This is a genomic window from Nocardioides sp. AX2bis (assembly GCF_902506435.1).
Classification (GTDB): Bacteria; Actinomycetota; Actinomycetes; order Propionibacteriales; family Nocardioidaceae; genus Nocardioides.
Genome location: NZ_LR733215.1, coordinates 2,603,642 through 2,627,651, shown reverse-complemented (window position 1 = coordinate 2,627,651; position 24,010 = coordinate 2,603,642). Strand labels below are relative to the sequence as shown.

23 protein-coding genes are annotated in these 24,010 nt (G+C 74.7%); 10 read left to right on the top strand and 13 right to left on the bottom strand.

What is annotated here, in order from left to right; genetic code table 11:
• Positions 1-39: 39 nt before the first annotated feature.
• The 3 genes from ftsY (at position 40) to GV155_RS12545 (ending at position 3,091) form a co-directional block, all read left to right on the top strand.
• Positions 40-1,218 (top strand): signal recognition particle-docking protein FtsY, encoded by a 1,179-nt coding sequence (gene ftsY, locus GV155_RS12555; protein WP_160008406.1) that lies wholly within the window; start codon positions 40-42, stop codon positions 1,216-1,218.
• A gap of 215 nt (positions 1,219-1,433) precedes the next feature.
• Positions 1,434-2,756, top strand: coding sequence for an ammonium transporter (locus tag GV155_RS12550; RefSeq protein ID WP_160008404.1), 1,323 nt, complete (start codon positions 1,434-1,436; stop codon positions 2,754-2,756).
• The gene (locus GV155_RS12545; RefSeq protein WP_160008402.1) at positions 2,753-3,091 is read left to right on the top strand and encodes a P-II family nitrogen regulator; all 339 of its coding nucleotides are present in this window, start codon (positions 2,753-2,755) and stop codon (positions 3,089-3,091) included. Before GV155_RS12550 ends, GV155_RS12545 begins: the two co-directional genes overlap by 4 nt.
• 487 nt (positions 3,092-3,578) lie before the next feature.
• Here GV155_RS12545 and GV155_RS20765 read toward each other — a convergent pair whose 3' ends face one another.
• A complete protein-coding gene (locus GV155_RS20765) occupies positions 3,579-4,130 on the bottom strand; it encodes a TIGR00730 family Rossman fold protein (RefSeq protein ID WP_236554298.1) in 552 nt (183 codons plus the stop codon).
• Positions 4,127-4,684 carry a hypothetical protein gene (locus tag GV155_RS20760; protein ID WP_236554297.1) on the bottom strand — a complete coding sequence of 186 codons (558 nt, stop codon included), beginning with the start codon at positions 4,682-4,684 and terminating at the stop codon, positions 4,127-4,129. The genes GV155_RS20765 and GV155_RS20760 overlap by 4 nt, the downstream gene beginning before the upstream one ends.
• 182 nt (positions 4,685-4,866) lie before the next feature.
• Between GV155_RS20760 and GV155_RS12535 the strand changes: the two genes are divergently transcribed.
• The 6 genes from GV155_RS12535 (at position 4,867) to GV155_RS12510 (ending at position 10,908) form a co-directional block, all read left to right on the top strand.
• A complete protein-coding gene (locus GV155_RS12535; protein ID WP_160008398.1) occupies positions 4,867-5,535 on the top strand; it encodes an HAD family hydrolase in 669 nt (222 codons plus the stop codon).
• A 111-nt stretch (positions 5,536-5,646) separates the two neighbouring features.
• Entirely contained in the window at positions 5,647-6,900 is a 1,254-nt protein-coding gene (locus GV155_RS12530; protein ID WP_160008396.1) for a sedoheptulose 7-phosphate cyclase, read from the top strand.
• Entirely contained in the window at positions 6,893-7,714 is an 822-nt protein-coding gene (locus GV155_RS12525) for an O-methyltransferase (RefSeq protein ID WP_201300160.1), read from the top strand. Before GV155_RS12530 ends, GV155_RS12525 begins: the two co-directional genes overlap by 8 nt.
• A gap of 2 nt (positions 7,715-7,716) precedes the next feature.
• Positions 7,717-9,048, top strand: coding sequence for a hypothetical protein (locus tag GV155_RS12520; RefSeq protein ID WP_201300159.1), 1,332 nt, complete (start codon positions 7,717-7,719; stop codon positions 9,046-9,048).
• Between the two features lies 1 nt (position 9,049).
• Positions 9,050-10,129 carry a D-alanine--D-alanine ligase family protein gene (locus GV155_RS12515; protein ID WP_160008392.1) on the top strand — a complete coding sequence of 360 codons (1,080 nt, stop codon included), beginning with the start codon at positions 9,050-9,052 and terminating at the stop codon, positions 10,127-10,129.
• 2 nt (positions 10,130-10,131) lie between these two features.
• Positions 10,132-10,908: a TauD/TfdA dioxygenase family protein gene (locus GV155_RS12510; RefSeq protein ID WP_160008390.1), complete on the top strand. Its 777-nt coding sequence runs from the start codon at positions 10,132-10,134 to the stop codon at positions 10,906-10,908.
• Between the two features lie 137 nt (positions 10,909-11,045).
• On the opposite strand, the gene GV155_RS12505 is transcribed toward GV155_RS12510, so the two are convergent.
• Positions 11,046-11,264: a YbdD/YjiX family protein gene (locus GV155_RS12505; protein ID WP_160008388.1), complete on the bottom strand. Its 219-nt coding sequence runs from the start codon at positions 11,262-11,264 to the stop codon at positions 11,046-11,048.
• On the bottom strand, positions 11,261-13,465 hold the full coding sequence (locus GV155_RS12500) for a carbon starvation CstA family protein (protein ID WP_160008386.1): 2,205 nt from the start codon (positions 13,463-13,465) through the stop codon (positions 11,261-11,263). The genes GV155_RS12505 and GV155_RS12500 overlap by 4 nt, the downstream gene beginning before the upstream one ends.
• Positions 13,466-13,754: 289 nt before the next feature.
• Between GV155_RS12500 and GV155_RS12495 the strand changes: the two genes are divergently transcribed.
• Positions 13,755-14,237, top strand: coding sequence for a DUF4190 domain-containing protein (locus GV155_RS12495; RefSeq protein WP_160008384.1), 483 nt, complete (start codon positions 13,755-13,757; stop codon positions 14,235-14,237).
• Between the two features lie 66 nt (positions 14,238-14,303).
• Here GV155_RS12495 and GV155_RS12490 read toward each other — a convergent pair whose 3' ends face one another.
• From GV155_RS12490 to GV155_RS12450, 9 genes are all read right to left on the bottom strand, one after another.
• Complete coding sequence (locus GV155_RS12490) at positions 14,304-15,329, bottom strand: zinc-binding alcohol dehydrogenase family protein (protein ID WP_160008382.1); 1,026 nt, start codon at positions 15,327-15,329, stop codon at positions 14,304-14,306.
• Positions 15,330-15,395: 66 nt separating this feature from the next.
• Positions 15,396-16,076 carry an HAD-IA family hydrolase gene (locus GV155_RS12485; protein WP_160008380.1) on the bottom strand — a complete coding sequence of 227 codons (681 nt, stop codon included), beginning with the start codon at positions 16,074-16,076 and terminating at the stop codon, positions 15,396-15,398.
• Between the two features lie 273 nt (positions 16,077-16,349).
• On the bottom strand, positions 16,350-17,672 hold the full coding sequence (locus GV155_RS12480) for a glycosyltransferase (RefSeq protein WP_201300158.1): 1,323 nt from the start codon (positions 17,670-17,672) through the stop codon (positions 16,350-16,352).
• A complete protein-coding gene (locus tag GV155_RS12475; RefSeq protein ID WP_160008376.1) occupies positions 17,669-18,652 on the bottom strand; it encodes a hypothetical protein in 984 nt (327 codons plus the stop codon). Before GV155_RS12475 ends, GV155_RS12480 begins: the two co-directional genes overlap by 4 nt.
• On the bottom strand, positions 18,649-19,629 hold the full coding sequence (locus GV155_RS12470; protein WP_160008374.1) for a WcbI family polysaccharide biosynthesis putative acetyltransferase: 981 nt from the start codon (positions 19,627-19,629) through the stop codon (positions 18,649-18,651). Before GV155_RS12470 ends, GV155_RS12475 begins: the two co-directional genes overlap by 4 nt.
• Complete coding sequence (locus GV155_RS12465; protein ID WP_160008372.1) at positions 19,626-20,435, bottom strand: glycosyltransferase family 2 protein; 810 nt, start codon at positions 20,433-20,435, stop codon at positions 19,626-19,628. The genes GV155_RS12470 and GV155_RS12465 overlap by 4 nt, the downstream gene beginning before the upstream one ends.
• Positions 20,432-21,463: a glycosyltransferase gene (locus GV155_RS12460; protein ID WP_160008370.1), complete on the bottom strand. Its 1,032-nt coding sequence runs from the start codon at positions 21,461-21,463 to the stop codon at positions 20,432-20,434. The genes GV155_RS12465 and GV155_RS12460 overlap by 4 nt, the downstream gene beginning before the upstream one ends.
• Positions 21,460-22,590 (bottom strand): glycosyltransferase, encoded by a 1,131-nt coding sequence (locus tag GV155_RS12455; protein ID WP_201300157.1) that lies wholly within the window; start codon positions 22,588-22,590, stop codon positions 21,460-21,462. The genes GV155_RS12460 and GV155_RS12455 overlap by 4 nt, the downstream gene beginning before the upstream one ends.
• On the bottom strand, positions 22,587-23,774 hold the full coding sequence (locus tag GV155_RS12450) for a glycosyltransferase family 1 protein (protein ID WP_201300156.1): 1,188 nt from the start codon (positions 23,772-23,774) through the stop codon (positions 22,587-22,589). The genes GV155_RS12455 and GV155_RS12450 overlap by 4 nt, the downstream gene beginning before the upstream one ends.
• Positions 23,775-24,010: the final 236 nt, after the last annotated feature.

Below are 24,010 nucleotides of genomic sequence, written 5' to 3'. Positions count from 1 at the left end.
GGGGAGGGCGGCCGACGACGCCGTGCTTGGATTGCGGGCATGGAAGCCCTCTCCCTGATCATCCTCGCGATCGCCGGCGTCGGCGTGCTCCTCGTGGGGGCCGTCGCCGGTCTCGTGGTGACCCGCCGGCGCAAGCCGGCGCCGCTGCCCGACACCCACACCGACGTCATCGTCCCGACGGACCCGGACGCCCCGCCGGTCGAGGTCAGCTCGCCGCCGGCCACGATCGAGACCGTCCCGGAGCTGGAGCCGGAGCCCGCCGCGGAGGCGCCCGCACCTGTCCTGGACAAGCCGGAGAGCACCGCCTCGCGCCTGGTGCGGCTGCGGCAGCGGCTGGCCGGCTCGCAGGGCGGGCTCGGTCGCGGCCTGCTTGCCCTGCTCAGCCGGGAGCGCCTCGACGAGGACACCTGGGAGTCCATCGAGGACGTCCTGATCGGGGCCGACATCGGTGTGGCGCCGACGCAGGAGCTGGTCGACCGGCTCCGCACCCGGATGCGCGTCGAGGGCGGCACGGCGGCCGAGGCCCGGACGGTGCTGCGCGAGGAGCTCATCAACCTCGTCGACCCGGGCGAGGGCCTGGACCGCCGGCTGAAGGTGAGCGGCGAGGACGGCCGCCCCGGCGTCGTGCTGGTCGTCGGCGTCAACGGCGCGGGCAAGACCACGACCGTCGGCAAGATCGCCCGGATCCTGGTCGCCGAGGACCGCTCGGTCGTGCTGGGTGCGGCCGACACCTTCCGTGCCGCCGCCGTCGAGCAGCTCGCCACCTGGGGCGAGCGGGTCGACGTCGACGTGGTCTGCGGCCCCGAGGGCACCGACCCCGCCAGCGTCGCCTTCGACTCCGTCCGCCAGGGTGTCGAGACCGGCGTGGACACCGTCATCGTGGACACCGCGGGCCGCCTGCAGAACAAGCAGGGCCTGATGGACGAGCTGGGCAAGGTCAAGCGCGTCATCGAGAAGCAGGCGCCGGTGACCGAGGTGCTCCTGGTGCTCGACGCGACGACCGGCCAGAACGGGATGATCCAGGCGCGGGTCTTCTCCGACGTCGTCGACGTCACCGGCATCGTGCTCACCAAGCTCGACGGCTCCGCCAAGGGGGGCATCGTGGTCGCCGTGCAGCGCGAGCTCGGCGTCCCGGTCAAGCTGGTCGGCCTCGGCGAGGGCGCCGACGACCTCGCCCCCTTCGACGCCGGCGCCTTCGTCGACGCGCTCCTCGGCTGAGCCCAGCCCCGCGTCCGTCCCCGCACCCATCCCCCCGGGGGTACGACGAAATGCGGTCGTAACGCGACGGAGTGGGTCGTTACCTCACCGCAACGAGGCGCGGGCGACGCCGAAATCTGGGCTGGACACAGTGTGCCGACAACGGGGTGGGCCCGGGGGACAGTGAAGTCCCGGGACGGACGCCTGCCCGAGACACCCCACTCCATGGAGGTCCTGTGGACGGCTATTACGCCTTCATGCTCGTCGCGACCGCGTTCGTGCTGATGATGACGGTCCCGGCGCTCGCGTTGTTCTACGGCGGCATGTCCCGCTCGAAGTCAGTGCTCAACATGATCATGATGTCGTTCGTCGCTGCGGCGATCGTCGGCATCCTCTACGTCGCCGTCGGCTGGTCGATGGGCTGGAGCGGTGAGGGCACGTTCTTCGCCGACCCGTTCGCGCTGGTGATGCTCAACGGCGTCGAGACCAGCGACTACATCTACGTGATGTTCCAGATGACCTTCGCGATCATCACCGTCGCCCTGATCAGCGGCGCGATCGCGGACCGGGTCAAGTTCTCGGCCTGGGTGCTGTTCATCCCGATCTGGGCCGTCCTGGTCTACTTCCCGATGGCCCACATGGTCTTCAGCTGCACCGACGACTCGCTCATCTGCGGCCGGATCGGCGCGCAGGACTACGCCGGCGGCACGGCGGTCCACATCAACGCCGGCGTCGCGGCGCTCGTCCTGGCCGTGGTCGTCGGCAAGCGCATCAGCTGGCCCAAGGACAAGATGCGTCCGCACAACCTGACGCTGACGATGCTCGGCGCGGGCATGCTGTGGCTCGGCTGGTACGGCTTCAACGTCGGCTCGATCGTCTTCTCCGAGGAGTCCCTGGCGGACGAGGGCCTGCTGATGGAGCAGTTCTACTCCGAGACCGGCCGCACCTTCGCCAACACGACCCTGGCCACCATGGCCGCCATCCTCGGCTGGCTCGTGGTCGAGCGGCTCATGCACGGCAAGGCGACCTCCCTGGGCGCGGCGTCGGGCATCGTCGCCGGCCTGGTGGCGATCACCCCGGCCGCCGGTGCGGTCGACATCGAGGGTGCGCTGGCCATCGGCGCCATCGCCGGCGCGCTGTGCGCCGTCGCGGTCGGCTGGAAGTTCAAGCTGGGACTGGACGACTCGCTCGACGTCGTCGGGGTCCACCTGGTCGGCGGCATCGCCGGCACGGTGCTGATCGGGTTCTTCTCCACCAGTGACGGCGCGGGCGGGGTCGATGGCCTTTTCTACGGCGGCGGCGCCGACTCGCTGGTCGCCCAGGTCCTCGGCGTGCTCGTCGCGGTCGGCTACAGCGGGGTGATCACCCTGGTGATCGCGATGGCGATCAAGTTCACCCTCGGCTGGCGCATGGACGAGGAGGACGAGGTCGGCGGTGCGGACCTGTCGCAGCACGGTGAGAGCGCCTACGACCTGCACACCGGGGTCGGCGGCGGCGTGAAGTCCAGCGTCGTGGCCGGTGCCACGGCGGCCGCCCCGAACACGGGAGCCCGGACGTGAAGCTCGTGACCGCGGTCATCAAGCCGCACAAGTGGGAGGACGTCCGCGAGGCGCTCGAGACCTTCGGCGTCACCGGGATGACCGTGAGCGAGGTCAGCGGCTACGGCCGCCAGAAGGGCCACACCGAGGTCTACCGGGGCGCGGAGTACGACATCGCGCTCGTGCCGAAGATCCGCGTCGAGATCGTCGTCGACGACGGTGACGCCGACGACGTCGTCGGGATCGTGGTGAAGACCGCGCAGACAGGCCGGATCGGCGACGGCAAGGTCTGGGTCTCCCCGGTCGACTCCGTCGTCCGAGTCCGCACCGGTGACCGCGACGCCTCGGCGCTCTAGTAAGGACACGCCGGTACGGCCCGGTCGCCCCACGGCGGCCGGGCCGTCCGGCGTCTAGGTTGGACCTCCCGGTCGAGCCCCGCGTTTGGACCACGCCACCCGCCCCACCCCTCCTGGTCTCGTGATGCTCGCTGCGCTCGCTCCTCGACCGCCGGTCCTGGTCTCGTGATGCTCGCTGCGCTCGCTCCTCGACCGCCGGTCCTGGTCTCGTGATGCTCGCTGCGCTCGCTCCTCGACCGCCGGTCCTGGTCTCGTGATGCTCGCTGCGCTCGCTCCTCGACCACCGGTCCTGGTCTCGTGATGCTCGCTGCGCTCGCTCCTCGACCACCGGTCCTGGTCTCGTGATGCTCGCTGCGCTCGCTCCTCGACCACCGGGGCTTGCGCTGGCTCCTCGACCACCGGGGCTTGCGCTGGCTCCTCGACCACCGGGGCTTGCGCTCGCTCCTCGACCACCGGAGCTGGCGCTCGCTCCTCGACCGCCACCCCGTCAGGCGCGGGCGGCCATCAGGTCGAGGAGGGCGGCGGGGTCGTCGGCGCGGAGGAGGTGGTCGAGGCGGTCGCGGCCCACGAAGCCCTCGTCCACGGTGTGCTCGACGAGGGCGAGGAGCGGGGACCAGTACGCCCCGGTGTCCAGCAGCCCGACCGGCTTGCGCTCCAGCCCGTGCAGGCCGAGCTGGGCCCAGGTGAGGGACTCGAAGAGCTCGTCGAGGGTGCCCAGGCCGCCGGGGAGCGCGACGACGCCGTCGGACAGCTCGGTCATCAGCGCCTTGCGCTCGTGCATGCTGCCGACGACGCGCAGGTCGGCCAGGCCGTCGTGGGCGACCTCACGGTCGGCCAGGCCCTGGGGGATGACGCCGACCACCTCGCCGCCACCGGCCAGCGCCCCGTCGGCGACGGCGCCCATCAGGCCGACGCGGGCCCCGCCGTACACCAGGCGCAGCCCGCGGGCCGCCAGCTCGCCGCCCAGCGCGGTCGCCGCGGCGGCGTACTCCGGTCGCCGTCCCGACGCCGACCCCGAGAACACGCAGACGCTCTTCACGCCACCACCGTACGGCGCCCCGTCGCCACGAGCGCGTACCCGCAGCCCACCAGGACCGCGCCCAGCACGACGACCTGCCCGGTCATCACCAGCGGCCGGCCCGGGTCGAGGGCGTCGTAGACGGCGAGGTCGGCGGAGACGTACCAGGCGAGGTAGGCCAGCGGCGCGATCGTCCAGGTCAGCGGGTGCCACCACCGCGCGGCCGCGCGCCGACGGCCGAGCACGTAGTCGAGGACGACGAGGACAGGCGTGACGACGTGCTCGAGCAGCGACCACGCCGTGAGCAGGTTGCCGTTCTGCTGCGGCAGGTAGGCCAGCGCCACCAGGCACATCGTGGCCGCGAGGGCGCCGGGGAGCCAGGAGCGGCCGGTGTCGCGCCCGGCGGCGGCCAGCACCGCCAGGGCGGCGTACGTCCCCGCGACCGCGAGGTTGGCCAGCTGCGACAGCGCCGTCCACCAGACGTCGTAGACCTGGGCGGCCAGCACCACGCCGAGCAGCCCGCTCGCGGCGACCGTCAACCGCCACGCGACGAGGAGAAGCGGGGACGGGAGCACCCGGTGGATCATGCCGCGTTCGGCCCACGTTCACCATTCGTTCATCCGAGCGCCCGGCCCCACCCGTGCGGAGGGTCCCCGCCCTGGGGGGCCCTGGCAGGGTCGTCATCGCGCCGCAGCCCGGTGGTCCCGTCTGGGGCCCCGCCGCCGCGCCCCCCTTCCCACGCGACGACAGGACCCTCATGACCGCCCTCCTCCTCGGCTCCATCAGCACGGTCGCCGACACCTCCGAGATCCAGCGCGACGCCTTCAACCGGGCCTTCGCCCAGCACGGCCTCGACTGGGAGTGGGGCCAGGAGGAGTACCGCGGGCTGCTCCAGGGCAACGGCGGCAAGGACCGCGTCGCCGACTACGCCCGCGAGCGCGGCGAGGACGTCGACGCCGCCGCCGTGCACGCCACGAAGTCCGAGCTGTTCCAGGCCGCGCTGGCCGAGGCCGACATCGCCCCGCGCGACGGCGTCGTCGAGACGATCCGCCAGGCCCAGGAGGCCGGCACCAAGGTCGCCCTGGTCACCACCACCTCCCGCGACAACATCGACGCCCTCGCCCGCGCGCTGGCCGCCCACGTCGACCTGTCCGCGCTGGACCTCGTCGTCGACGCGACCCAGGTCGAGACCTCCAAGCCGGACCCGGCCGCCTACCGCTACGCCCTGGAGCAGCTCGGCGAGGAGCCGGGCGCCTGTGTTGCGATCGAGGACAACGTCGGCGGCATCCAGGCCGCGAACGCCGCCGGGGTCCCCTCGGTGGCCTTCCCCAACGAGAACACCGCCGGCCACGACTTCTCGGGGGCCGCCGGGAGGCTCGAGCAGCTCACGCTGGTCGACCTCCAGGAGTACCTCGACGCCTCCTGAGCGTCGCCGCCCCCTACGCCCCCGACAGCACGACCCCCTGATGTACCCCTGCCGCCCCACCGCACTGCTCCACCGCACCCGTCCGGCCCGTGTGGGCCACAGGAGATCATCATGAGCGACCCCCAGGCCCGGCTCGAGGCCACCGAGAACGCCTTCCACGTGGAGGCCTACGAGAAGATCGACTACTCGCTGCTGCTCACGCCCCACGTGTTCGACCCCGCCCGCCCCGAGCTCGCCGACACGTTCCGCTCCTTCGGCCGCTGCCTGATGGTGGTCGACGAGCAGGTCCAGGCCCTCCACGGCGAGCGCGCGCAGGCGTACTTCGACCACCACGGCATCGACCTCACCGTCGTCGAGGTCCGGATCGCCGAGACCGCGAAGTCGCTGCGGACGCTGGAGGACATCGTCGACTCCTTCAGCGACTTCGGCCTGCTCCGCAAGGAGCAGGTCCTCGTCGTCGGCGGCGGCCTCACCACCGACGTGGCCGGGTTCGCGTGCGCCTCCTACAAGCGCACCACCGACTACGTGCGGATCCCGACCACCCTGATCGGGCTGATCGACGCCAGCGTCTCGATCAAGGTCGGCGCCAACCACGGCAAGTTCAAGAACCGCCTCGGCGCCTACCACGCCTCGAAGAAGGTCTTCCTGGACTTCTCGCTGCTGCAGACGCTGCCGATCGACCAGGTCCGCAACGGCATCGCCGAGATCATCAAGATCGCGACCGTCTCCCACGCCGGCATCTTCGAGTCGCTGGAGAAGTACGGCGACGAGCTGCTCCACAGCGCCTTCGGGTACGCCGAGGGCGCCGAGCACCTGCGCGAGGTCTCCGACTCGATCACCTACGACGCGATCCACACCATGCTCGAGCTCGAGGTGCCGAACCTGCACGAGCTCGACCTCGACCGCGTCATCGCCTACGGCCACACCTGGAGCCCCACGCTCGAGCTGACGCCCGAGCCGCCGCTCTTCCACGGCCACGCGATCGCGGTCGACATGGCGTTCTCGGCCACCATCGCCGAGCAGCGCGGCTACATCACCACCGCCGACCGCGACCGCGTGCTGGGCCTCTTCAGCCAGCTCGGCCTGGCCATCGACAGCCCGTACTTCACCGCCGAGCTGATCGAGCGCGCCACGGCCTCGATCCTGCAGACCCGTGACGGCAAGCTGCGCGCGGCCGTGCCGCGCCCGATCGGCACCTGCCACTTCGTCAACGACCTCACCGTCGAGGAGCTGGCCACGATCCTGGCCGAGCACAAGCGCGTCGCGGCGGGCTACCCGCGCGGCGGCGAGGGCGTCGACCAGTACACCTCGAGCGAGAAGGTCGGCCCGCGCGTCCCCGAGCTGCCCGAGGCCGCCAGTGCCTGACCCGCGCCCGGTCACGCCGCTGGGCATCGCGGCCGACCTGCTGGAGCGGGTCGAGCGGCGTCTGTCCGGGGTCGACGGCATCGACGACGACGTCCGGGCCGACCTGGCCCGGGCGACCTCGCTGGTCGCCGGTCTCGACCCGTACGTCGCCGCGGTGACCAGCCCGGCCTCGCCGGCCCTCGCGGCGCTCGAGACACGGACCCGCAGGGCCGACTGGGGCACGCGTACCGAGCAGGCCGGGCTCGTGCTCGAGCAGGAGATGCTCTCGGGCCACGTCGAGGGCCGCTTCCTGGCCTTCCTGGTGCACGCCACGAGGGCCCGCCGCGTGCTCGAGGTCGGCATGTTCACCGGCTACTCCGCGCTGGCCATGGCCGAGGCCGTGGGGGAGGGCGGCGACGTCGTGGCGTGCGAGCTCGACCCGGCGACGGCGGCCTTCGCGCAGGAGTGCTTCGCCTCGTCCACCGCCGGCGAGCGGATCACCGTCGAGGTCGGCCCCGCCGCCGACACCCTGGTCCGGCTCTCCGACGCCGGCGAGCTCTTCGACATGGTCTTCATCGACGCCGACAAGCCCGGGTACGCCGCCTACCTCGACGCCGTGCTCGGCACCGGCCCCGACGACGAGGGGCTGCTCGCCGACGGCGGCGTGGTCTGCGTCGACAACACCCTGCTCCAGGGCGAGCCGTGGGCCGAGGGGCCGGGCTCGGCCAACGGCCGCGCGGTCGCGTCGTTCAACGAGCGTGTGGCCGCCGACCCGCGGGTCGAGCAGGTGCTGGTGCCGCTGCGTGACGGCGTCACCCTGCTGCGACGGGTGTGAGCGTGGAGGTGAGGACGGCCGCACGCACGCTGGGCCGGACCGCGGGTGCGCTGGCGCTGCTCCAGGCCACGCTCCCGGTCGACTCCGTCGTCACCGCTGCGGCCCTCCTGCGCCGCCGCCGCGTGGAGCCCTCCCCGGCCGCGGAGCGCCGCACGGTCCTGGTCAGCGGCGGCAAGATGTCGAAGTCCCTGGTCCTGGCCCGCGCCTTCCACGCCGCCGGCCACCGCGTCGTGCTGGTCGAGTCCGGCCGCTACCGCCTGACCGCCCACCGGTTCTCCCGGGCCGTCGACGCCTTCCGGGTCGTGCCGCACGAGACCGACCCGGCGTACCCCGCCGCCCTGGTCGAGGTGGCCCGCAGCGAGGGCGCCGACGTCTACGTCCCGGTCTGCAGCCCCGCCTCGAGCGTGGCCGACGCCGACACCAAGGACGCGCTGGAGGCGGTCGGCTGCGAGGTCGTCCACCTCGGCCCCGCCGACCTGCGGATGGTCGACGACAAGGCGTCCTTCGCCGAGGCCGCGGTCGCCGCCGGGCTGGCCGTGCCGGACTCGCACCGGATCACCGACCCGCAGCAGGTGATCGACCTCGACCTCGAGGACCGGCCGCGGCCCTACATCCTCAAGTCCATCCCGTACGACCCCGTGCGCCGCCTCGACCTCACCCTGCTGCCCCGACCGACCCGCGCGGAGACCGAGGCGTTCGTGCGCTCGCTGCCCATCTCGCCCGAGCAGCCCTGGATCCTGCAGGAGTTCGTCGAGGGCACGGAGTACTGCACCCACGGCACCGTTCGCGACGGCCGGCTCCGGGTGCACGTGTGCTGCCGGTCCTCGGCCTGGCAGCTGACCTACGACCACGTCGACCACCCCGGCATCCGGGAGTGGGTCGAGACCTTCGTGGCCGCGCAGGGCGAGGGGTTCACCGGCCAGGTCTCGCTGGACTTCATCGAGGACGCCGGGGGCGTCGTGCGCGCGATCGAGTGCAACCCGCGCACGCACTCCGCGATCACGCTCCTCGACGGCCACCCGGGGCTCGCCGCGGCGTACCTCGAGGACGCCCCGGTCGGCGCGCCCGCGCTGGAGCCGGTCGGCGCGCGCCCGACGTACTGGACCTACCACGAGCTCTACCTCGGCCTGCGGCACCCGCGGTCGCTGCCGGCGCGGCTGCGCACCCTGCGCGGCGGGCGCGACGCGGTCTTCGACGCCGCCGACCCGGTGCCGTTCTGGTGGCTGCACCACGTGCACGTGCCGGCGCTGCTGCTGGGCAACCTGGTCCGGCTCCGGCCCTGGCTGAAGATCGACCTCAACATCGGCAAGCTCGTCGAGCCGGCAGGGGACTGACGTGACCACCACCGTGCTGCACCTCGCGGGCTCCTCGACCAGCGACTTCTACGCCGACGTCTCGCGGCTCTACGCCGCGGACTGCCTCGAGGCCACGGCGGGGGAGCGGTACGAGTTCCACGTCGCCTACGTGACGCCCGACGGCCGGTGGCGCTTCCCGACCGACCTGTCCGCCGCCGCGATCGACGCCGCGGAGCCGGTCGACCTGCCCGGTGCCGTCGCCCGCATCGCCGCGATCGCGCCCGACGTGATGGTCCCGCAGATGTTCTGCGTGGCCGGGATGACCCACTACCGCGCGCTCTTCGACCTGCTCGGCGTGCCGTACCTCGGCAACACCCCCGACGTGATGGCGGTGGGCGCCGACAAGGCGCGCGCCTCGGCCGTGGTCGGCGCGCGTGGCGTCCGGGTGCCGGCCTCCCAGGTCGTGCGGCCCGGCGACGAGGTCACCCTCGAGCTGCCCGTCGTCGTCAAGCCGGTCGACGCCGACAACTCCCTCGGCGTGACGCTCGTGCGCGACAGCGCCGACCTCCCGGCCGCCGTCGAGGCCGCCTGCGCGCATGCCGTCGGTGCCCGGCGGGCGCTGGTCGAGGCCTACGTCGAGCTCGGCCGCGAGGTCCGCTGCGGCGTCGTCGACGTCGACGGCGAGCTGGTGGCGCTGCCGCTGGAGGAGTACGCCGTGGACGCCACCACCAAGCCGATCCGCGACGAGGCCGACAAGCTGCGGCGCGCCGAGGACGGCGAGCTCGGCCTGGTCGCCAAGGACGCCGAGCACGCCTGGATCGTGGCCGACGACGACCCCGTCGTCGCGCGCGTGCAGGAGGCGGCGCTGCGCTGCTACGACGCGCTCGGCTGCCGGCACTACGGCCTGTTCGACTTCCGGGTCGACCCCGTCGGGGAGCCGTACTTCCTCGAGGCCGGCCTCTACTGCTCCTACGCCCGCACCAGCGTCGTGGCCGTGATGGCCGGCGCCGCCGGCATCGACCTTGACCGGCTGTTCGCGCTCGCCGTCGACGACGCCCTCGCCAGCCCCGCCGCCCGCCCTGCTGCCAGCCCTGCCGCCCGCCCCCGATCCCAGGAGTGACCATGCAGACCGAGATCCTCGAGCCCGTCGGCGTCCGCGTCACCGACGTCGACCTGTCCCGCCCCGACGCCGACCTCTGGGCGAGCCTGCGCGCGCTGCTCGCCGAGCACGGCGTGGCGGTGCTGCCCGGCCAGGAGATCGACGACGACGCGTTCCTCGCCTTCCTCCAGGGCTTCGGCGAGCTCACCTTCACCACGGGCGAGACGCCGCTGCCGGGCTACCCCGACCTGAACCTGATCAGCAACGTCGGGCGCGAGACGGCGCCGGTGAGCAACTTCCACGTCGACACCTCCTACGTCGCGCAGCCCCCGGCGTACACCGCGCTCCGGGCGGTCAGCATCCCCGCGGCCGGCGGCGCGACGCAGTTCACCAACCAGTACCGCGCCTACGAGACGCTGCCGGACGAGCTGCGTGAGCGGCTCGAGGGCCGCACGATCACCCACGTCGTGACCGGCGTCGACCTGGGCCCGGACGACGAGGCCGCCGCCGACCACCCGGTCTTCCGTCCGCACCCGGTCACCGGCCGCCCGGCGCTCTACCTGACCAGCCCGAAGCGCTGCTCGGCGATCAGCGGGATGACGCCGGCGGAGACCGAGGAGACCGTCGCGGCCCTGCTCGCGCACTCCACGCGCCCCGACAACACCCTGGACCACGCCTGGGCGCCCGGCGACGTCGTCATCTGGGACAACGCTGCCGTCCTCCACCGCGCCGACCACGCCGGCGTGGTCGGCGACCGGGTCATGCACCGCGGGATGGTCGGGGCGTACGCCGCGGGCTGACGCCACAGCTCCGCAATGGCGGAGTTGTGACTGATCCGCCCGACCAGAACCTGCAGGAACCGCGCAATCGCGCCCGTACGACAGCAGCCCCCGCCGACCGGCGGGGGCTGCAGCACGTCACGCAGGGCGGGCGGGGGTCAGCAGCACCGCCCCTGGGTCGCACCCTCCCGCAGGTGGTCGCGGTGGCGCTCGAAGGCGCGGCGGGTCATCGGCTCGGTGCCCTCCCGGGAGCAGCGGGCGAGGTAGTCGTCCCACTTCGCCTCGCCGCTGAGCTCCCGGGCGTACCAGCGGACGCCCGCCAGCGCCCGGCGTACGGGCCCCGGGCCCGTCGTGGTCCGGGCCGACGCGGCGCTCACCGGCGCGACCCCACGCCGTCGCGCTGCCGCTCGTCCCAGGCGCGCACGGCGTCCTTCTCCTCCGCGGTGGCGATGAAGTCGGCCGGGGCGACCAGCTGCGAGGGCTGGGCCGGGACCTCGGTGGTCGGCAGCGACCCGCGGCTGATGGCGCGCACCCAGATCAGCACGGCGTTGGCCAGGATCACCAGCACCAGCAGGGCGAAGCTGGCCTGGAGGACGCCGTTGACCGTGGAGTTGAAGATGACGGTGTCCATCTGGCTCGCGTCGGTGGCCGGGGCCAGCACCTCGCCGGCGTCCCGCGCCGCGCGGTAGCGGTCGGCCTGGGCGAAGTAGCCGATGAGCGGGTTGTCGGAGAAGACCTTCTGGTAGCTCGCGGTCATCGTGACCACGAGGTCCCAGACCAGCGGGATGCCGGGCACCCAGACCCACTTCAGCCAGCCGTGCTTGAGGAACAGCGTCACGCACAGGGTCAGCGCGATCGCGGCCAGCAGCTGGTTGGCGATGCCGAACAGCGGGAACAGCTGGTTGATGCCGCCCAGCGGGTCGGTCACCCCGACGTAGAGCATGTAGCCCCAGCAGGCGACCACGACGGCCGAGGCCGTCCACGACGCGGGCTTCCACGAGGTGTCGCCGAAGCGCTTCCAGACGTTGCCGACGGTGTCCTGGAGCATGAAGCGGCCCACCCGGGTGCCGGCGTCGACGGCGGTGAGGATGAACAGCGCCTCGAACATGATCGCGAAGTGGTACCAGAACGCCGCCAGCCCGCCGCCGAAGGCGGAGGTGAAGATCTGGGAGATGCCGAGGGCCAGGGTCGGGGCGCCGCCGGTGCGGGAGACCAGGTCCTCCTCGACCGCCGCCGTGGCGGCCTGGAGCGTCTCCGGGGTGAGGGTGAAGCCGAGGCCGTTGACGAAGTCCGTGGCCCCCTGGATCGTGCCTCCGGTCGCGGCGGCCGGCGAGTTGATGGCGAAGTAGAGGCCCTGGTCGATGACGCTCGCCGCGATCAGCGCGGAGATGGCCACGAAGGACTCCATCAGCATGCCGCCGTAGCCGATCATCCGGACCTGGTTCTCCTTGGCCAGCATCTTCGGCGTGGTCCCGGAGCCGATCAGGGCGTGGAAGCCGGACAGCGCGCCGCAGGCGATGGTGATGAACAGGAACGGGAAGAGCGACCCGGCGAAGACCGGGCCCTCGCCGCTCGAGGCGAACTCGGTGACGGCCTGGTTCTCCAGCACCGGGCGCGCCAGCACGAGCCCGACGGCGAGCAGCAGGATCACGCCGATCTTCATGAACGTCGACAGGTAGTCGCGGGGGGTCAGCAGCATCCAGACCGGGAGGATCGAGGCGACGAAGCCGTAGAGCACCAGCGCGATCGTCAGCGTCTCGGGCGAGAGGGTGAGGGTGTCGCCCAGCGCGCTGTTCTCGACGTAGCCGCCGCCGACGATCGCGGCGAGCAGCAGCACGACGCCGATCCCGGTGACCTCGAGGACCTTGCCGGGACGCCAGAAGCGCAGGTAGAAGCCCATCAGCAGTGCGATCGGGATGGTCAGCCCGATCGAGAACACGCCCCAGGGCGACTCGGCCAGGGCGTTGACGACGACCAGCGCCAGCACCGCGAGCAGGATGATCATGATCGCGAAGACCGCGATCAGGGCGGCGGTGCCGCCGACCACGCCGATCTCCTCGCGCACCATCTGACCCAGCGACTTGCCGTCGCGGCGCATCGAGAAGAACAGCACGACCATGTCCTGCACCGCGCCGGCGGCGATCACGCCCACGACGATCCAGATCGTGCCGGGCAGGTAGCCCATCTGGGCGGCCAGCACCGGCCCGACCAGGGGACCGGCGCCGGCGATCGCGGCGAAGTGGTGCCCGAAGAGCACGCGGCGGTCGGTGACCTCGAAGTCGGTGCCGTTCTCCAGCCGCTCGGCCGGGGTGGCCCGGGTGTCGTCGAGCCGCAGCACCCGCCGCGCGATGAAGCGGGCGTAGAAGCGGTAGGCGATCAGGTACGACGAGAGCGCCGCGAACAGGATCCACAGCGCCGAGACGGACTCACCGCGGCTCAGGGCCAGGACGACCCAGCAGGTGGCGCCGACGAGGGCGACGAGGACCCAGACGGCGATCGAGCGCGGGGTGGCGCGGTCGGCGCGGCGCGGCTGTGGCGCGGCGTCCCCGGGCGGTCGCGAGGTGGTGGACGTGGACATGGCGGTCTCCTCCGAGGCGGGTGGTGAGCGCCGTCACGTTACCTCCGCCTCGGCCCCGCACGCCGGACGCTGCTCGCCCCCGGGACGCGCCGGGGCGCCGAGGGGACCCGGAAGGGGGGTGAGCCCTTAGTACGGTGCCGCCATGTCCACCACGACCTGGCTCGTCCTGCTCGTCCTGGTGCTCGCGGTCCCGCTGGCCGCGTGGGCCGGGGTACGGATGCTGCGCGACCCGCACCGCAAGCGCTGACCACCCCAGGCCCGTCTTCCCCCACTGCAAGGAGTCCCTGCCATGACCCAGCCCCCTCCCGAGAGCCCCTACGGCAACAACCCGAACCAGCCGGGCCAGCCGAACCCGTACGGCAACCAGCCCAACCAGTACGGCAACCAGCCGCCGCAGTCCAACCAGTACGGCAACCAGCAGTACGGCGGTCAGCCGGCCAAGCTGAAGAAGGGCCTGGCCATCGCGGCGCTGGTCCTCGGCATCTTGGGACTCTTCGGCAGTCTCATCGTCTTCGGCGCCATCCTCAGCCTGGTCGCCGTCATCCTCGGCATCGTCGCGCTGGTCCAGTCCAAGAAGCCGACCCACGGGGGCAAGGGCTTCGCGATCAGCGGCATCGTGCTCGGCATCCTCGGCCTGGTCCTCGCCGCGGCGATCGGGCTGTTCGTCGGGGGCCTCGTCAGCGACATCACCCAGTGCGTCGAGGACAACGGTGGCGGTCAGTCCGCGATCGACAAGTGCGAGCAGGAGCTCAACCAGCAGTACACGAACTGACGCACCTCGTACGCCCACCGAGGCCCCCGTCGTCCGCGACGGGGGCCTCGCTGCGTCCCCGAGGGGTCAGCCGCGGAGCGTGAGGACGACCTTGCCGATCGTCGAGCCGGACGCGAGCCGGCGGTGGGCCTCCCGCAGCGTGGTGGCGTCGAGACCCTCGACGACCGTGGTCGCGGTGTGGCGCAGCGTGCCGTCGTCGACCAGGTCCGCGACCCGGTCCAGCAGCCGGCCCTGCTCGACGAGGTCGGCGGTGCCCTGCATCGAGCGGGTGAACATCAGCTCCCAGTGCCACGCGATGGACTTGCCCTTGAGCGGCAGCAGGTCGAGCTGCTCGGGGTCGTCGATCGCCACGACCTCGCCGAAGGGCCGCAGCACCTCGGCGAAGGCCTCGACGTTGCCGGCCGAGTGGGCGGTGAAGACGAGGTCGACCCCGTCCGGGGCGACCTCCCCCACCGCGGCCACGAGGTCGCGGCGGTCGACGACGTGGTGCGCGCCGAGGCCCTCCACCCAGGCCCGGCTCTCCTCGCGGCCCGCGGTCGCCACGACGGTGAGGCCGGTCAGCTGCCGGGCGAGCTGGACCAGCACCGACCCGACGCCGCCGGCGCCGCCGACCACGAGCAGCGTGCCGGTGCTGTCGGCAGCCAGGCCGAACCGGTCGAAGAGCGTCTCCCACGCGGTGATCGCGGTCAGCGGCAACGAGGCCGCCTGGGCGTGGTCGAGCGTGGCCGGCTTGCGACCGACGACCCGCTCGTCGACCAGGTGCAGCCCGGCGTCGGTGCCCGGCCGGGTCAGGTCACCGGCGTAGTAGACCTCGTCGCCGGGGGCGAAGCGGGTCACCTCGGACCCGACCGACTCGACCACGCCGGAGGCGTCCCAGCCGAGCTGCTGCGTCCCCTCGGCCAGGCCGGCGTGGACCTTGGTGTCGACCGGGTTCACCGACACCGCGGCCACCCGTACCCGCAGGTCGTGGCCCTCGGGCGCGGGCACCTCGACCGTGGTCTCGGTGAAGGCGTCCTCGTCGTCGGGCCCGCGGCCGCCGCGGGCCACCCAGGCGGTGGTCGTGGCGGGGCCGGTGGCGGGGGTGCTGTTCATGGGTACTCCTCGGTCGGTGACGTCGATGGTCGGCACAACCGAGCCCGCCGCGGGGATAGTCCCCGGCTATCCCCGCCCGGCCGTCAGGTCGCGCAGGACCGACGGCAGGTCGGCGGCGTCGGTGACCTCGTGCGCGGGGGCGGGGCCGTCGGGGTCGACGGCGTGGCCCGGACGGACCAGGCGGACGACGTCGATCCCGGCCTCGAGCGCGCCGCGCACGTCGCGGGCCGACGCCGCCACGTGCACCAGCCGGTCGGGTGCCGCCGCGTCGACGGCGGCGGCGTAGATCCGCGGGTCGGGCTTGAAGGCGCCGAGCCGCTGCGAGCTCAGGACGAGGGTCGGGTCGACGAGCGCGTGTGCCCGGGTCAACCGGGCCAGGTCGTCGTCGACGTTGGACAGCAGGCCCACCCGCGCCTGCTCGGCGACCGCCGCGACGGCGGCGGCGACGTCGGGCCACAGCGGCCAGTCGCCGACACCGGCGTGCAGCTCCCCGAGGTCGGCGCCGGCGAGCGCGGGGTCGACGCCGAGCGCGCCGTAGGCCTCCGCCAGCGCGTCGAGCGAGACGTCGCGGAACGAGGTCGGGTGCTCGGCGGTGCGCTGGGCCGCCTTGTTGCAGGCGTCCCACCGGTCGTAGAGCTCCTCGCCGGTCTGGGACCACCCGCGCCGCCGGGCGATCGCGCCGATTGTGCGGGAGGCTCCGGTGCGCGTGTCGGTGAGGGCGCTGAACAGGTCGAAGGTGACGATCACGCCCCCATCCTCACCGAGGCCGGTCGTCCTGCGTAGTGAAGGTGGAGCCACGGCCCGGGCTGCTCGCGTCGCTGCAGGTCAGCGGGCCGCCCCATCCGAGCGTCGCGCGATCACTACGCGGGACGACCAGGCGGATGCCGACGAAAGAACGTACACAAGCCGTCCCGCCGTGAGCGCGCCCGGAGACACACCCGGCTGACCTGCGACGATGCGGCGCCGTCGGCGGGCAGGTCGGGCCGGCGACGGGCTGTGTACGTTCTTTCGTCGGCGCCGTCAGCGCCAACCGCCCCAGCGCGCCTGGACGGTCACGTCGCCGCCGACCACCGTCAGCCCCGAGGCCGGGCGGGCGAGCCGGGGGTGCAGGTCCTCGCGTCCCCACCGCGCGGCGCGGCGCTCGGCGCGCAGCGTCGACCACGTCACGAGCGGAGCCCCGCCGCGGGTCACCGCGACGTGCCCCGCGGCGTCGGCGCCCCGCAGCAGGTCGGCGTGCTCGGTCCAGGCCGCGGGCGGCCCGCTGACCGCGGCGTGCAGGTGCAGGCGGCGCCACGCGGTCCGGGCGGGTGCCGCCGCGAGGTGGTCGGCCCCGGCGGGGTGCACCACCACGCGGTGGTCGCCGAGCAGCAGCGCGTGCTGCTCCGGCATGGCGAGCACCCGGGCGCGGGGGAGGGCGGCCAGCAGGCTGTCGACCGCCACCACCAGGGCGTCGCCGCCGAGCCCGGCGTCGAGGGTGACCAGCGGGTCGGCCGCGCCGTCGGGGGACAGACCGGCCGGGCCCAGGCCCGGCGCGGGGATCCGGGCGCCGACGGCGAGGGTCTCGGCCAGCAGCCGCTCCCGTCCCTCGCCCTCGGTGCCCCAGCCGGGCCGCTCGGCGCGGTCGGGGCCGTCGTGCCAGGCCACCGCCTCGGGCACGTGTGCCAGCAGCGCGCCGTGGGTCCAGGCGCGGTGCGCCCACTCCCAGTCCTCCCCGCCGTACCGGTCGAAGGTCTCGTCGAAGCCGCCGGCCGCCGCGAACATCGCCGCCGAGCAGGACACGACCGCGCCGAGCACCAGGCGCAGCGAGGTCTCGTCGGCGTCGAGCAGGTCCCTGCTCCACGCCAGCTCGTCGCGCAGCCAGGTGGGGGAGGCCAGCTCGTGCGCGGGACCCGCGACCTCGACGTCGGCGTCGGTCGGCACTCCCGACAGGTCGGCGTGCCGGCGCCGTCCGGTGGTGACGACCTCGGGGGCCAGGCCGGGCAGGCGGGCGACGCGGGAGACGTACCCGGGCTCCGGCGTGGTGTCGGCGTCGAGGAAGACCAGGACGTCGCCGGTCGCCGCCGCGGCGCCGCGGTTGCGCGCCTTCGCGGCCCCGAACCCGTCGTGGACGTGCGTGACCACCATGACCCCGGCGGGCACCCGCGGCGGCTCGGACGAGCCGTCGTCGGCGACCACCACCTGCAGCAGGTCGGCCGGGTGGTCCTGGCGGGCCAGCGCGCGCAGGGTCCGCGCCAGCTCGCGGGGCTGCTGGTAGTGCGTGACGACCACGGTCACCCTCGGGGGCGGCGCGGGAACGTCGGCCAGCAGGTCCCAGCGGTTGCCGGGGACGGTGCGGCCCCTCACCGCGACCACCACGCGCGGTACGCCGCCGCGACCTCGTCCAGGCCCGGTGCCAGACCGACTCCGGGGGCGAGCCAGGTGCCCGCCGGGTCGGCCGCAGCCCGGGCCAGCGCGGCGGCGAGGTCGTCGTCGACGAGGGTCAGCGTGCCGGGGCGCAGCGCGGCCATCTCCCGGGCGTACGTCCCGTCGGTGACCAGCGGCCGACGCCGCGCCGCCACCCAGCTGTTCATCGACCCCGACGCCGAGACGTGGTGGTGGGCGGCGACCGGGACGTCGACGTCGGTCAGCGCCGCCGGCAGGTCCGCGTCGGCGACCCAGCCGCTCACCTCGAGCCCGACGTCGAGGTCGGCGGCCAGCGCGGCGAGCTCGTCGAGCAGGTGGTCGTGGCCGGCGGCGACCCGGCCGAGGGCACGCAGGACGACCGGACCCGACCGGTCGCGGCGGACCCCGGCGCAGGCGCGCAGCACCTCGTCGTGGCCCTTGCCGGGGTAGACCCAGCCGAGGACGCCGACGACCAGCGGCCCGTCGGCCGGGCACGTCCGCGGGCCGGCGCCGTCCGGCACCGGCAGCGGCATCACCGGCAGCGGCACCACGGCGCCGTCGTCGGTCGGGGCGAGGTGGCGTCGCACCAGCGCCCGCTCGTGCTCGGAGCTGACCACCCAGCCGCGGGCGGCGGCGAGGACGGCGGCGTACGCGGGCACGCGCCGCGCGAAGACCGGTCCGTCGCCGGGCTGCGGGACGTCGTGCAGCGTGACCGTCATCGGCTGGCGCCGGCCGAGCGCGACCAGCCGGGCGGAGGTCTCCTCGCCGGTGGCACCGAGCAGGCGGTCGGTGACGTGCACGTGCACCGGCTGGGGCGCGAGGTCCAGCAGCGCGGTCAGGTCGAGGGTGTCCGCCCCGACCGCCGCAGCGACCTGCGAGGCGTGCAGCGTGACGCCGTGGCCGGGCAGGTCGGGGAGGAGGTGGACCGGTGGCGCGCTCACGACGCACCCCCCGGGAGCTCGAGCCCGAGCAGCCCGCACAGCGCGACCGAGCGGTCCAGGACGACGTCGAGCACGTCGGGGCGGGTGGCGTACCAGGCCAGGTGCGCGGCCTCGACCTCCGCGACGGGCACCGCAACCCCACCCAGCAGCCAGTGGTCGCGCGCCGGCTCGCCCGGGTCGAGCACGGCGGCGACCGAGGCCTCGCGCGGTGCGTGGACGTGGTCCAGCAGCGGCCGGGCGATCCGGGTCGGGCGGTCGGCCAGGCCCAGCGCCGCGCGGACCCGCCGTCCCAGCGGCTCCAGCAGGGCGTTGCCGGGGTGGTTGACCGTGCGCAGGTGCGCGAAGGTCGGGGCGAGCAGGAGGTCGTGGGCGACCACCGTGCCGTGCCGGGTCTCGCGCAGGGCCAGCTGGGCCTGCGAGTCCGCGCAGACCGCGGCCACCGTCGCGGCGTCGGGCGCCGGCCCGAGGGCGGCGCCCACCGGCGGCGGGGTGCGCCCGGCGCGCAGCCACGCGGCGCGGACGGCGGTGCGCACGTCGTGGTAGGCCACCAGCGGCGGGTCGGGGTCGGCCAGGCCGGGCGGGTGCACGACCAGGTGGCAGGGGTACGGCCCGGCGTGCCGCACCGGCGGCACCAGCACGTGCCGCAGGTCGGGGCGGGCCCGCTCGAGCAGCTGGGCGGTGCCCAGCGGGAGCCCGCGGTAGTCGGCGCCCACCGGCTGGCTCACCAGCAGGTCGAGCCGCGGGAGCAGCCGGTGCAGCGGTGCCAGGTCGCCGGGGCCGAGCTCGTGGATCGCGGGCAGCCGGACCGTGCGCACGTCGTCGTCCTCGAGCACCAGCCGCAGCGACTCCGCCTGGCAGTTGCCCATCACCGCGAGCAGCGGGACGCCCTCGCCGGGCGCGGGCGGGCCGTCGTAGAAGTCGCCGTAGTGCGCCCGCTCGGCGGGGGTACGGGCGGCCGTGCCGACCAGGGCGCTCACCCGACCAGCTCCCAGCCGTCGGGTCCGAGCCGGACCAGCCCGCGCTCGCTGAGCGCCTCCAGCCAGCCGGCCATCGGCCACCAGCCCCACCGGCGGTGGAAGAGGTGGGCGTTGCGCACGATGTCGGCGACGTGCTCGACCGGCGGGCTGCTGACCGGGTGGTGCTGGTGGTACGCCCGGGCGCCGCCGAGCCAGGTCAGCCCGAGCCCGGTGCGGCGCGCGAGCTGGGCGGCGTCGGTGTCCTCGCCGCCGTACCCGACGTACTCCTCGCAGAAGCCGCCGAGCGCGGCGAGGTCGTCGGCGGCCAGCGCGAAGGACAGCGACCAGAACAGGTCCCAGTCCTCGGAGTCCTCCTGCGCGCCCGGGGCCGGTGCCGGCCGGGCGGGGTGGGGCGCGTCGGCCTCGGGCAGACGAGCCAGGTCGTAGCCTTCCGGCGGGGCCGGGGGGAGGTAGGTGACCGGGCCGCACCACACGCGGCCGGGCCGGGAGCGGACGGCCGCGGCGTACGCCGTCACCAGGCCGTCGCCGGCCAGGCAGTCGACGTCGAGGTGCACGAGCACGTCGGCGCCGAGCTCGCGGGCGCGCCGGGCGCCGGCGTTGCGGGCCGCCGCGAGCGGCAGCCCGAGGGGGTCGCGGTCGACCTCGACCACGTCGGGGACGAGCCGGTCGGGGCGCCACCCGGCGACGGACGGGTCGTCCATCGCCACCACGACCCAGTGGTCGGGCGGGTCGGCCAGGAGCGAGGCGTGCTGGCGGCGCAGGTGCGCGGCCCGGCCGTGGACGATCGTGACGACGGCGGTGCTCACGGCCGCACCCCGGCCGTGAGGACGACGTCGGCCATCCGGGCGGCGGCGCCGCCGTCGACCCAGGCCGCCCAGCGGCCGCCGTCGAGGCGGGCCGCGCGTCGTACGAGGTCCGCCCAGTCGGCGGTGGCCGGGTCGTCGACGACCAGGGCCGGCCAGGCGTCACCGGCCAGGACGCGGCCGGTCGTGCGCTGCTCGTCGTGCGGGCGGTCCTGCGGGACGACCACGGCGGGGACGCGGGCGGCCGCGACCTCGGCCAGCGAGTTCTGGCCGGCCGCGGTGACCACCACGTCGGCGGCCCGGATCTCGGCCCACGGGTCGGTGCTCCACGACCCCGGTCCGAGCACCCGCCACGCCAGGTCCGGCGCCGCGGCGGCGCCGCGGGCGGCGGCCTCCTGCAGGACCTCGGAGCCGCCGCCGGTCCCGGCGAGCACCACGACCGAGCCCGAGGCTGCTCCCGCGACCGGGGACGGTTCCGGCGCGAAGCGGGACAGCCCGCCCAGCGGTCGCAGCCGGGCCGCGACGTCGTCGGGCAGCCCGGGCGACATCCCGTCCGCGGCGGGCGGCCAGAACGACACGACCTCGGCCGAGACGCCGAGCCCCAGGGCGTGGGCGGCGTCGTCGCGGCGGCCCGGCAGCACGACCGAGACGACGGGCACGCCGTGCAGGCGCGCCAGCAGGGTCGCCTCCTGCGAGACGTCGGTGACCACCACGTCGGGGTCGGCGTCGGCCAGCCAGGCCGACAGCTGCGCCGTACGACGGGCGAGGCCGCGGTGGTGCTGTGGCACCCAGTGCAGCCGTCCGTGCGCCGTGGCGTCCACCGCATCGGGGTCGGCGACGGCCGGGTCGTCGTCGCGGTCCAGCGCCACCCACTCCCCGGGCCAGCCGGTCGGGCGGGGTGCCGACGACAGCCCGGTGACCAGGGCACCACGGCGGTGCAGCTCGCCGGCCACGGCGGTGGCGCGGTGCGCGTGGCCCGAGCCGTGGTGGTGGACGTAGTAGCCGATCGTGACGGGGCGCCCGGTGCTCACGCGACCAGGTCGCCCTGGTCGGCGCGGGCGTAGACCCGCTCGTACGCGGCGAGCATGACGTCGTGGGAGTAGTGCCGCACCGCGTGCTCGCGGGCCGCGCCCCGGTCGAGCTGGGCCGCGGTCCTGATCGCCCGGGCCAGGGAGGCGACGTCGCCCGGCTCGGCGAGGGCGCCGACGCCGTCGGTGAGGATCTCCGGGAGCGCGCCCCGGGCGTAGGCGGCGACGGGGGTGCCGCTGGAGAGCGCCTCGATCGCGACCAGCCCGAACGGCTCCTCCCAGGCGGGGGTCACCACCGCCACGCAGGAGTGCGCGGCGACGTGGCGCAGCGCGGCCCGGCCGAGGTGGCCGAGGTAGCGGGCGTCCTCGGCCAGCAGCGGGCGCACCTGCTGCTCGAAGTAGGCGCGGTCGAGCACCGGTCCGGCCAGGTCGATGGCCACCCCGGCGGCGCGGGCCGCGAGCACCGCCTCGTGGGGCGCCTTCTCGGGCACCAGGCGGCCCGACCAGAGCGCGCGGCGGCCGCCCGGGCCGGCGTACCAGGCCTCGGTGTCGACGGCGTTGGGCACGACCTCGGCGTGCAGGGCGTGCCGCCAGGAGCGGGCGGTGGCGTCGCTGACCGCGACGAACCGGTGCCGCTCCGAGGCCAGCGCGGCGGCCGACTCCAGCCACGGCACGGGCGGGGTGTGCAGCGTGGTGACGACGGGCTCGTCGAGGACGTCGGCCATCGCGATCGGCAGGTGGTGCAAAGAGTTGTCGTGGACGACGTCGAAGCGGCGCCCGGTGCGGCGGCGCAGGCCGAGCATGAGGTCGAGGTACGCGTGGTGCTCGCGCATCCAGCGCTCCGGGGGCGCGCCGACGTCGGCGCGGGCCGCGGGGCTGCTGGCGAAGGTGTCGACCGCGAGGTCGACAGCGGCCAGGCGGGGGTCGCTGCCGGGGGCGGCGAAGACGGTGACCGCGTGGCCGCGGCGGCGCAGGCCGACGACGAGGGCGTGGGTGTGGGCCTCGAGGCCGCCGGCGAAGGGCTCGACCAGCGGGAAGCGGGCCGGCCCGATCACGGCGACGCGCAGCCGTGGTCCGGACCCGCCGCCGACGGTGCTCGTGGGCGGCGGGCCCGCCACGACCGCCGTCACGCGGCGCCCTCGCTCGCGCTGGTGCGGGCGGGACGGGCGGGACGGGCGGCTGCGGAGCGGACCGCGTCGCGGTAGACGACGTCGTGGGTGCGCGCGACGGCGACGCGCTGGGCGTGGCGGGCGTCCGCGTCCAGACCGGGCAGCCCGGCCGCGCGGGCGGCGAGCGCGCGGTGGACCGCGGCCACGACGGACGCGGTGTCCGCGCCCTCGCCGTCGGGGAAGTCCGCCTCGGCGGCGTACGTCGTGTCGGCCCCCTGCGTCGCGTAGTGGCCGGTGCTGGGCGCGACCACCGAGGTGCCGAGGTCGTGGCACATCTCGAGCCAGCCGGAGTGGGTGCCGAAGCGGTAGGGCAGGACCATCGCGTCGAGCCCGGCGACCGCCGACCAGAGGGCGGCGTCGTCCAGCGGCTCGTGCACGACCAGCTCGATCGTCCCGCGGGCGTGGGCGGCGTCGAGGGAGGCGACCAGGCGCGCGGCGCGGTCGTCGCGGGGCTGGTCGTGGGTGGCGCGGTGGATGCTGACCACCGGACGCACCCCGTCGCCCGCCAGGGCCTCCAGGGCCGGCAGCAGGCGCAGGACGTCGGTGTTGGCGCGGAGGTCCTTGACCGCGACGCCGACGCGGGGAGTGCTGGTGGGAGTGCCGGCGCGGGCCGCGCGCACCCGACGCATGACGTCGAGGTCGACCACGTGCGGGTGCGGCACCACGGTGGGGCGCCGGCCCCACCGGGCGAGGACCTCGTCCGCGGCGCCGTCGGTCAGGGTCAGCAGCGCGTCCGCGGCCGGTACGAGGACGTCGAGCTGGGCGATCAGGAGGGCGGGGTCGGTGTGGTGCGGGTTGCGGAGGTCGTGGACGGTCAGCACCAGCGCCCGGCGCCGGTCGCGCAGGGCGGTCACGAGGTCGTGCAACTGCGCCGGCGTGCGGTCGTCGAAGCCGAAGTGCACGTGCAGCAGGTCGACGTCGCGCGCGGGCACCCACTCCGGTCGCAGCATGGCCGGCGGCCACCAGCGGCCCTGCGCGGTGCGGGTCGGGTCGTCGGGGTGGTCCGGGTCCGGGTCGGGCAGGCGGACGACGGACGCGTCCTGGACGGTGTCCGGTGCGGCGAGGTGACGGACGTACGGGTGGTCGGCAGGCACGGACGCGACGACGAGCGGTGCCGGTGGCGCGGCGGCTGGGCGTGGGCTCATGACGTACCTCTCGGGCGCGGGCGCACCACTCGAGGACGAGGGTGCGCGGGGTTCAGGGCGGCCGGTGGGTCGGGGCACAGCACCTGCCTTCGCTGCAGCCCACGTTCGCCGGTCGGGGGGCTCGCGGCTACCCCCCTAGGTCCCCCTCTCCGGCCCGACCACGTCACAGCGCGGGCCGAGCGGTTCCGGCACCACGGCCCCGCGGCGGGCGTAGGCTCGCCGGTGTGGCCTCCCCC